6 protein-coding genes are annotated in these 8,579 nt (G+C 67.5%); 3 read left to right on the forward strand and 3 right to left on the reverse strand.

The features are described from left to right. Nucleotides 1-126: 126 nt before the first annotated feature. Nucleotides 127-2,154 carry an HAD-IIB family hydrolase gene (locus tag ACFDSW_RS13005; RefSeq protein WP_375250711.1) on the reverse strand — a complete coding sequence of 676 codons (2,028 nt, stop codon included), beginning with the start codon at nt 2,152-2,154 and terminating at the stop codon, nt 127-129. 191 nt (nt 2,155-2,345) lie between these two features. On the opposite strand from ACFDSW_RS13005, the gene ACFDSW_RS13010 reads away from it, so the two are divergent. From ACFDSW_RS13010 to ACFDSW_RS13020, 3 genes are read left to right on the forward strand one after another with little or no spacing between them, the layout of a single operon-like run. Next, a complete protein-coding gene (locus tag ACFDSW_RS13010; protein WP_375250712.1) occupies nt 2,346-3,716 on the forward strand; it encodes an alpha/beta fold hydrolase in 1,371 nt (456 codons plus the stop codon). Next, a complete protein-coding gene (locus ACFDSW_RS13015) occupies nt 3,713-5,260 on the forward strand; it encodes a GMC family oxidoreductase (protein WP_375250713.1) in 1,548 nt (515 codons plus the stop codon). Before ACFDSW_RS13010 ends, ACFDSW_RS13015 begins: the two co-directional genes overlap by 4 nt. 1 nt (nt 5,261) lies before the next feature. Beyond that, nucleotides 5,262-6,065 (forward strand): SDR family NAD(P)-dependent oxidoreductase, encoded by an 804-nt coding sequence (locus ACFDSW_RS13020; RefSeq protein WP_375250714.1) that lies wholly within the window; start codon nt 5,262-5,264, stop codon nt 6,063-6,065. Between the two features lie 68 nt (nt 6,066-6,133). Here the strand turns inward: ACFDSW_RS13020 and ACFDSW_RS13025 are convergent, their stop codons facing one another. Then, nucleotides 6,134-7,027, reverse strand: coding sequence for an SDR family oxidoreductase (locus tag ACFDSW_RS13025; protein WP_375250715.1), 894 nt, complete (start codon nt 7,025-7,027; stop codon nt 6,134-6,136). Between the two features lie 45 nt (nt 7,028-7,072). Next, nucleotides 7,073-8,579: glycoside hydrolase family 15 protein (locus tag ACFDSW_RS13030; RefSeq protein ID WP_375250716.1), on the reverse strand; the 1,507-nt coding region annotated here is incomplete at its 5' end.

Raw genomic sequence — 8,579 nt, forward strand, 5'->3', positions numbered from 1 at the left:
GAAAGATATCGTCCCGCGCGCAGAAGATCGTCATCCGGCGCTGCGGCGGCAGCGCATTGGCGATTGCCGCGCAACGCTCGGCATGGCCGCGTCCCTGGTGATGGACGAAATAGCCGAACGGCCGCGTCATGCCGCGACCGGGATCGAGATCGGGATCGGTTTCGATGACGGCAGCTGGTGTAGCCCGATCGCGGCCAGCCCTTCCAGCACCCCCGCCGCATGACGGGCGGACACACGATGCAGGCCTGGCCGGGCGGGCAGGCCGTCCAGTTCGTCGCTGGCATTGCCGACAACAATCGCATGGCCGCACGCGGTCAGCATATCCGCGTCGTTGCCGCTGTCCCCCGCCGCGACACATTGCGCCAGCGTCATGCCCGATCGGGCGGCATAAGCCGCGATCGCCGCGGCCTTGCCGCCATGCGGGGCCAGCACGTCGATCAACCGGCCATGCGAATAGATCACGCGCGCGCGCAGCCCGGCCGCATCCAGCGCCCGGCGAGCGCGGTCGGCATCGTCCGCCGTTCCGAAAAAGCTGATCTTGTGCGGCCCTGCGGTCGTCGCCGGCTGTGGCGTCAGCGCAAGCGGCCCGAGGCACGAGACGACAGCGGCGCGATCCCAATCCCGGTCGAGGTGTCGCGCATAGTCACGACATGGGCGCCACCGCCCCGCCGTGTCGCGCAGGATCAGCCGGGTGCCGACATCGGTGATGAACGCATCGGGCGTCGGCAGGCCCCATTGCCGCAGGATCGCGCGCGCCGCCGGAAATCCACGCCCGGTGGCGACGACGAAGGGCAGTCGGCGCTCCGCGCGCCAACGCGCGAACGCCGCCGCGCCTCTGGTGCAGCCGGTCAGCGTGTTATCGATGTCGCATGCCAGCAGGCGCGGCGCCCGTGCCGATTGATACAAGTCGATCGACGCCGCCGCATAGCGATCCCAGCAATAGGCATCCACCCCGGTCAGCGCGGCCAGCGACAGAGCGGCATGGCGCACCGGATCGGTGACAATCGCGGCGATCGCTGCGCCGATCGCGGCATCGTCGCGGGGATCGACCAGAAGCCCGTGGCCGATCGTCGCGACAATCTCCGCCGGGCCGCCGTTGCGGGTTGCGACCACCGGCACCCCAGCGGCGGCGGCCTCCACCAGCGTCAGCCCGAAGGGCTCGTGCAGCGCCGGATTGACGAACACGCCGCCCCGAGCCGCCAGCGCATATAGCGCGGCGACATCGTCGGCATCGTGGTGTGGCGGCAGCGCGACGCGCCCGCGACAGGCGTCCGTGCTCGCCAGCGCCTGCAACGCCGTCAGGATCGCTGCCTCCTCGCCACTGACATGGTCATGCTGGCCCGCGAGGATCAGCAGGTTCGCCCGCTGACGCAATTGGTCGTTCCCGGCATAGGCGCGGATCAGCGCGGCCAGATTTTTCTTCGCGACCGGCCGTGCGATCGCGAGCAGCAGCGGTCGCTCGGGCGCGGTGAACCATGCCCCCAGCCGGTCGGCAAGGGTAGGCGCCCTCGGCACCAGATCGCGGCGGGGGATGCCCGGCGGCAGGATCTGCACCCGTCCGCCCGTATCGACGCCATAACCGCCGATCTGGCGCTCCGCTTCATCGCGTGTGGAGACGATGATCGCGGCGGCATCGCGCAGCGCCGCGCGTTCGGCGATGATGCGCGCTTCCAGCCCGGCGCTGGAGAGATGTTGCGCCCGCTTGTCGATGCCCAGCGCGTGCGGCGTATAGACGAACGGGATGCCGAACCGGCGCTGCGCTTCGCTCGCCACCGCGGCGGCATCAGCGAAATGCGCGTGGATGACATCGGGCCGGTTCGGCGCGTGCGACAGATGGTCACAAAATGCCTCGGTAAAGGCTGCGAGTTCGTCGCAGAGCGCTTCTTTCTCAAGGTAACGCCGGTTCGACGTAGCAATGCGCCGGATGATGATACCGGGTGCCATGGCTTCGACCGGCGCCGCGTGCACCGGGTCGAGCCGCTCGTCGACGAACAGGCGGGTCACGATCTCGACCTGCGAAACCCCGGGGCACATCGCCTGATGGCGGGCGGCATCGAGGATGTAGGCGATATGCCCGCCGGTATCCGCAGTGATCCCGAATTCGACGGGTGGCGCCTTTAGACAACCGCCGAGCGCGAGATGGAGGATGATCAAGTCGACCCCTTTTCTATTTTGAGGAGGATGAACGTCAATTCTGGTAAATGGGTCCACGGTGAAGGGAGAGTCTGTTCCTTTTCCGTCGCTTGCGCAGATTTTCGGGTGTGCGGATTGATCGCGGGAAATATTTGGATTGATCGAAATCAATTCAGGAACTCGCGTGGGCCGCGCGGCTTCATGGCAGGTCGATGCTCCAGATAGGATATCAGGTGCCCACCCTCTTCTTCCTGCATGCGTTGGGCGCGAGCGCCCAAGAATGGGACGCGGTCGTCGCGCGCCTGCGTGACCGCTATGATTGCGTCGCACTCGATATGCCGGGATTCGGCGATGCGGCGGACGCCGGCTATGTCGATGTGGCGGCGGCGGTGGCGTGGTTTACTCGCGAGGTGCGGGCGCGACGCCCGGATCGCTGGCTGATCGTCGGTCACAGCATGGGAGGCAAGATCGCGACTCTGGTCGCGGCGCAGGCGCGCGAGGGTGTGGCCGGGCTGTCCGGGTTGGCGGGCGTCGTGCTCGTGGCGGCATCGCCACCCGCGCCGGAGCCGATGGACGAGGACCGGCGACGTCAGATGCTCGGCTGGTTCGCGGATGGCCCGGCAAGCGAGGCGCAGGCCCGCACCTTCGTGGCGGCGAACGTCGCGGCGGACCTGCCGCCCGCCATGGAGGCGCGGGCGGTGGCGGACGTCCGGCGCTCCCACCGTCAGGCGTGGCTGGGCTGGCTGGAACGCGGGAGCCGCGAGGATTGGAGCGAGGAGGCGGGGCGCCTTCCGATCCCGGCGCTGATCCTTGCCGGCGGCGAGGATGGCGATCTGGGAGAGGAGGCGCAACGGCGGTGGAACCTGCCGCACTATCCGAATGGGCGGATCGCGGTGGTGGCCGATGCGGCGCACCTGCTTCCTTATGAGCAACCCGAGCGTCTTGCCGATTTGATCGCGGCACATGCCGAACACGCACTGGCGAGCGCGCTGCCGGCGGCATTCTTGAACCTGCTTGGCTCCGCCCGTGTCAGCGCGCAGACGCGGCGGCTGTTGCTGGAGCGGCATGCCGGCCCGGCCGCCGATGCGCGGACGCTGCTGACCGATCGCCAGGTCGAGATCCTGAAACTGCTGATCGCGCATGTGCTGCCCGATGCGGCGGACCCCGCCGATCTTGCCCGTCGCATCGATGTGGCGCTGGCGAGCGGGGAGGGGGATGGCTGGCGCTATGCCGATCTGCCGCCCGATGCATCCGGCTGGACGATGGCCCTCGACCTGCTCGACCAGCATGGTTTCGCAGATCAGGCGGCGGCGGCGCGCGAGGATTTGTTGCGCTCGATCGCGGAGGGTGCCGATACCGTCGGCGTGCGGCTGGCGCCTTGGACGTGCCGCCAGTGGCAGCATTGGTTCGCCGATGCACGCGGGGAGATCGTGCGGCAGTGGATGGCGCTGCCCCGGACGATGGCACGGATCGGCTATGACGGCTTCGCGGTCGGCGGCGACGATCAGCGCAAGCAGGGCTATGTCCGGACGGGGGCGGATGATCCCGAACCGTGGCAGCTTTCGGCGAGGCGCCCCGCATGACACCGCCACTCTATCAGCCGTCCGATAATGTCGACGCGGTGATCGTCGGCAGCGGCGCGGGCGGGGCGCCGCTGGCCGCGCGCCTCGCGCAGGCGGGCCTGTCGGTTGTCGTGCTCGAAGCCGGCGACCGCTTCCTGCCCGACGAGCATGTCGCGGACGAAGTGGCGGCCGATCTGTATTGGCTGGAGGAACGGCTGAGTGGCTGCGCGGACCCGACCGCGTTCGGCGCCAACAATTCGGGCATGGGGGTTGGGGGATCGACGCTCCATTGGGGTGCCTTTTGTCCGCGTCCCGATGCCCGCGACCTGTCGCTGCGGACGATGATGGGGGTGGGGGACGATTGGTCGATCGCGTTCGATGAACTGATCGCTTATGTCGAACAGGTCGAACGCTTCATCGGCGTGTCGGGGCCGGCGCATTATCCGTGGGATGCGGCGCGGCGATATCCGCTGCCGCCGGTGTCGCGGAATGCCCCAGCCGACGCGATGGCGCGTGGCTGTGCGGCGCTGGGCCTCACCGCCACCGACGCGCCGGCCGCGCTAGTTTCACGCGACTGGCAGCAGCCGCATTGGGGACAGCGACAGGCGTGCGTGAATTGCGGCACCTGCCACCAGGGTTGTCGCAACGCCGCCAAGACCAGCATGGATACCACGTGGCTGCCGCTCGCGATCGCGCACGGCGCTGAGGTGCGCGATCGCAGCCGGGTGATCGATATCGAGCGCGATCGCGCCGGCCGCGTCGACGGCGTCGTCTATCGCCGCGACGGGCAGGATGTGCGCCAGCGCTGCGGCGCGCTGTTCCTGTGCGCGGGCGGGGTGGAGACGCCGCGCCTGTTGCTCAATCTCGATCTCGCGAACAGCAGCGGGCAGGTTGGCCGTCATTTCATGGCGCATGTCGCGACGCAGGTCTGGGGGCGGTTCGATGCGGACATGCGGATGAACCGCGGCTACCCCTCGTCGCTGATCAGCGAGGATATGATGCGCCCCGCCGATGCGGGCTGCGCGGGTGGTTATCTGATCCAGAGCCTCGGCGTGCTGCCGGTCACGCTGGCGACCAACCTGACCCGCGGCGCGGGATTATGGGGGGAGCGGCTGGTGGGGATGATCGACGATTATCACCGGCTGGCCGGGATCGGGATCAACGGTGAATGCCTGCCTGACGAGCGTAATCGCCTGACGCTGTCGGACGAGATCGATGCGTTCGGGCTGCGCAAGGCGCGGATCGATTTCAGCTATGGGGAAAATGAGCGCGCGGTCGATGCCCATGCCCGCCGTACCCTGACCGCGATCTGGGAGGCGGCGGGCGCGCGCGACATCCTGGCCCTCGATCGTTCGGCGCACACGATCGGCACGTGTCGGATGGGGCGTGACGGCGATCACGCAGTGGTGGACGCGGACGGGCGAAGCTTCGACGTGCCCAACCTCTATATCTGCGACAATTCAATATTTCCCAGCGCACTGGCGGCCAATCCCGCGCTGACAATCATGGCGCTGTCGCTGCGATGCGCGGCGCAATTCCTGAATAGCCGAACCCGAGGAGAGTGATATGGATCTGGGCATCAATGGGCGTATCGCGCTGATCAGCGGCGCCGATTCCGGCATGGGCAAGGAAACCGCGCGGCTATTGCTGGAAGCGGGCGTGCGCGTCGCAATCACCGATCGGGCCGACGGCACGATCGAGGAGGCACGCGCCGAGCTGGCCTCGCTGGGCGAGGTCATCGCGGTAACGGGAGATGTGACGAAGGCGGACGACGTCACCGCGATCTGGCGCGAAGTGCGGGAGCGGTGGGGCGATCCCGACATGTACGTCAACGCCGCCGGCGTCACGGGCGCGACCGGCGATTTCCTCGATGTCGATGACGGCGGGTGGTGGGAGACGCTCGACATCAACCTGATGGGCGCGGTGCGCATGTGCCGCGAGGCGATCCCGGCGATGCGCCGGCGCGGCTGGGGCCGGATCGTGCTGTTCGCGTCGGAAGATGCGGTGCAGCCCTATGTCGACGAATTGCCCTATTGCGCGTCGAAGGCAGGGATACTCAGCCTCGCGAAAGGCCTGTCGAAGGCGTATGGCGGGGACAACGTGCTGGTGAACACCGTCTCGCCCGCGTTCATCGCCACACCGATGACCGACAAGATGATGCGCAAGCGCGCCGAGGAGAAGGGCGTTAGCTTCGACGAGGCGATCGCGAGTTTCCTCGTGGAGGAACGGCCCGGCATGGAGCTGAAGCGGCGCGGCAAGCCCGAGGAGGTCGCAGCGGCGGTGGCGTTCCTGTGTTCCGAACGGGCGAGCTTCATTAACGGGGCGGGAATCCGGGTGGATTCGGGTTCGGTCTTCACGATCGCGGGGTGACGGTGTCGGCGCCACGGTCGATCCGGAGATCGATTGGGGGGCGATCGTCCCGCCCCCCGATCCATTGTTCAGGCGACCCCGGCGCCGCCAGTGACGCCATAGACCTCGCCGGTGAGGAAACTGCCTTCCTGGCTGGCCAGCAACACATAGATCGGCGCAATCTCGACCGGCTGGCCGGGGCGGCCGAACTGGCTTTTCGATCCGAATTCCATCACTGCCTCGGACGGCTGCCCACCTGACGATTGTAGCGGCGTCCAGAACGGCCCGGGCGCGACGACGTTCGCGCGGATGCCCTTCTCGATGAGCTGCTTGGCGAGTGCCTTGGTATAGGCCACGATCCCCGCCTTGGTGGTGGCGTAATCGAGCAGGATCGCCGAGGGATCATAGGCCTGCACCGACGCGGTGGTGATCACCGATGCGCCGGTCGGCAGATGCGGCACCGCCGCCTGGGCGATCCAGTGCATTGCATAGAGGTTGGTCTTCAGCGTCTGGTCGAAATCCGCCGAGGACACTTCGGCAATATTCTCCCGATGCTGTTGGCGGCCGGCGTTGATCACCAGCACGTCGAGCCCACCCAGTTGCTCGACCGCCTGATCCACCATCGTGCGGCACCATGTCTCGTCGGTGATGTCGCCGGGCAGGTCGATCGCCTTGCGCCCTTCCGCTTCGATCAGCCGCAATACCTCGGCGGCGTCGGCTTTCTCGGCCGGAAGGTAGGAGATCGCGACATCGGCGCCCTCGCGGGCGAAAGCGATCGCCGCGGCGCGCCCGATGCCGCTGTCGCCGCCGGTCACCAGCGCACGCCGCCCGGTCAGCTTTCCCGAGCCGCGATAGCTGTCCTCCCCATGATCGGGCACCGGATCCATCTTGGCGGCCTCACCGGGGACGGGCTGCGGCTGGCGTGGGAAGGGCGGTTGCGGATATTGCGTGCGCGGATCCTGCATCGTCAGGCGGTCGCTCATGATCGTCTCCTGTAGGGGGGGACGCTGTAACGAGCCGCGCGCCGTTCAGTCGCAAGCGGCCTCGTCATTCAGCACAGATAACGCCATCAGATGCGCCAAGTGGCTCAAACCTTGCGGTAAATTGCCAAGAAACGCGCCGGTGTGCGGGTCCACCATCTCCGCAAGAATGCCGTGGCCGCGGTGCAGCGCTTCGGTCAGCCGGTCGAGCTGCGCACGCGCCTGTTCGCGCTGCCCCAGCAGCGCGCGTGCCTCCACCATCCAGAACGAGCAGGCGAGGAAACAGCCCTCCTCCGCGTCCATGCCGGAATAGCGATAATGGAACGGGCCCGCGCCCAATTCACGATCGATCGCGTCGAGCGTCAGCCGCAATCGCTCTTCGCCGTCGAAGCCGAAGCGGACCGCCAGCGCCAGCGAGGCATCGATCGTCTTGCAGCCGGGATACATGACGAAGGCCTGCTGCGTTTCGCACCAGCATTCGTCCTCGATCCACGCCTTCACCCGGTCCCGCTCGCGCGACCAGCGTTCCCGGCACGTCGTCGGCAACTGACCCTGATCCGCCAGCTCGACCGCCCGGGCGAGCGCCTGCCAGCAGCTGATCTTCGACATCGTGTAATGCCGTTCCTCCTGCAATTCCCACATGCCGGAATCGGGCAAGCGCCAGCGGTCGGCGCATTGATCGGCCAGGTGCGACAGGAATTCCGCGCTCGCGCTATCCAGGATATTGCCGCACGCAACGAAGCACGACGCGGTTTCGAAGATGTCGCCATATACGCCATGCTGCGCCTGGTCGGTGGCGAGGTTGCCTGTCACCACGGGCCGCGACGCGCGATAGCCCGGCATCGCCCAACTCGATACATCGGGCACGATCCCGCCCGACAGCGTGTAGCAAACGCGCACGCCGGTATCGCGTAATTGATTGAGCAGCCAGGTAAACGCGGCCTTGGCTTCCGCCTGTGCTCCGGCCGTCAGGAATGCCTTGATCGTATAGCCGGCGTCGCGCACCCAGGCGTAGCGGTAGTCGAAGTTCTTTTCGCCGCCGATCCCCTCCGGCACCGACGTGGTCGCCGCCGCCGCGATTGCGCCCGAGGGGGAGTAGAGCAGCAGCTTCAGCGCGAGCGCACTGCGCAGGAAGGCGCCACGATCGTCGCCACGATAGGTGACGGTGTCCGCCCAATCGCGCCATTCGCGATGCGACAGGTCGATGCGATCGTCGATCTCCTCGATGCTCGGCGCGACCAGCGGCTCGTCCTGCCCCGCGACGATCGCGAGGGTGCGGCGGTCGCCGGCGGCGACGGCTACCTCGCCGGTGATCCCCTCGTCCGTCCATCGGCAGGTGATCCGCGGATCATGAATGAACAGGCCGAGCACCCGCTCGACATGAAAGACGGTGTGTTTGCCGATCGTCGAGTGATAGGGGTTAACGGTGTCGCCACGCCGCCCCGGCTTCATCAACAGCGAGAAGCGCACGGTGCCGTCCAATCCCTCGACGCGTCGCGCCAGTTCCGCCCAGGGCAGTCGCCCGGCCGTACCGCTGTTCAGGGACTCCGTCAGC

This window comes from Sphingomonas sp. (assembly GCF_042091075.1).
In the GTDB taxonomy this organism is placed as follows: domain Bacteria; phylum Pseudomonadota; class Alphaproteobacteria; order Sphingomonadales; family Sphingomonadaceae; genus Sphingomonas.

Excerpts from the sequence above, each read along its gene's own strand:
- ACFDSW_RS13025 (WP_375250715.1), bottom strand. The coding sequence starts at position 7,027 with ATGAGCGACCGCCTGACGATGCAGGATCCGCGCACGCAATATCCGCAA.
- ACFDSW_RS13020 (WP_375250714.1), top strand. The coding sequence starts at position 5,262 with ATGGATCTGGGCATCAATGGGCGTATCGCGCTGATCAGCGGCGCCGAT.
- ACFDSW_RS13015 (WP_375250713.1), top strand. The coding sequence starts at position 3,713 with ATGACACCGCCACTCTATCAGCCGTCCGATAATGTCGACGCGGTGATC.
- ACFDSW_RS13010 (WP_375250712.1), top strand. The coding sequence starts at position 2,346 with ATGCTCCAGATAGGATATCAGGTGCCCACCCTCTTCTTCCTGCATGCG.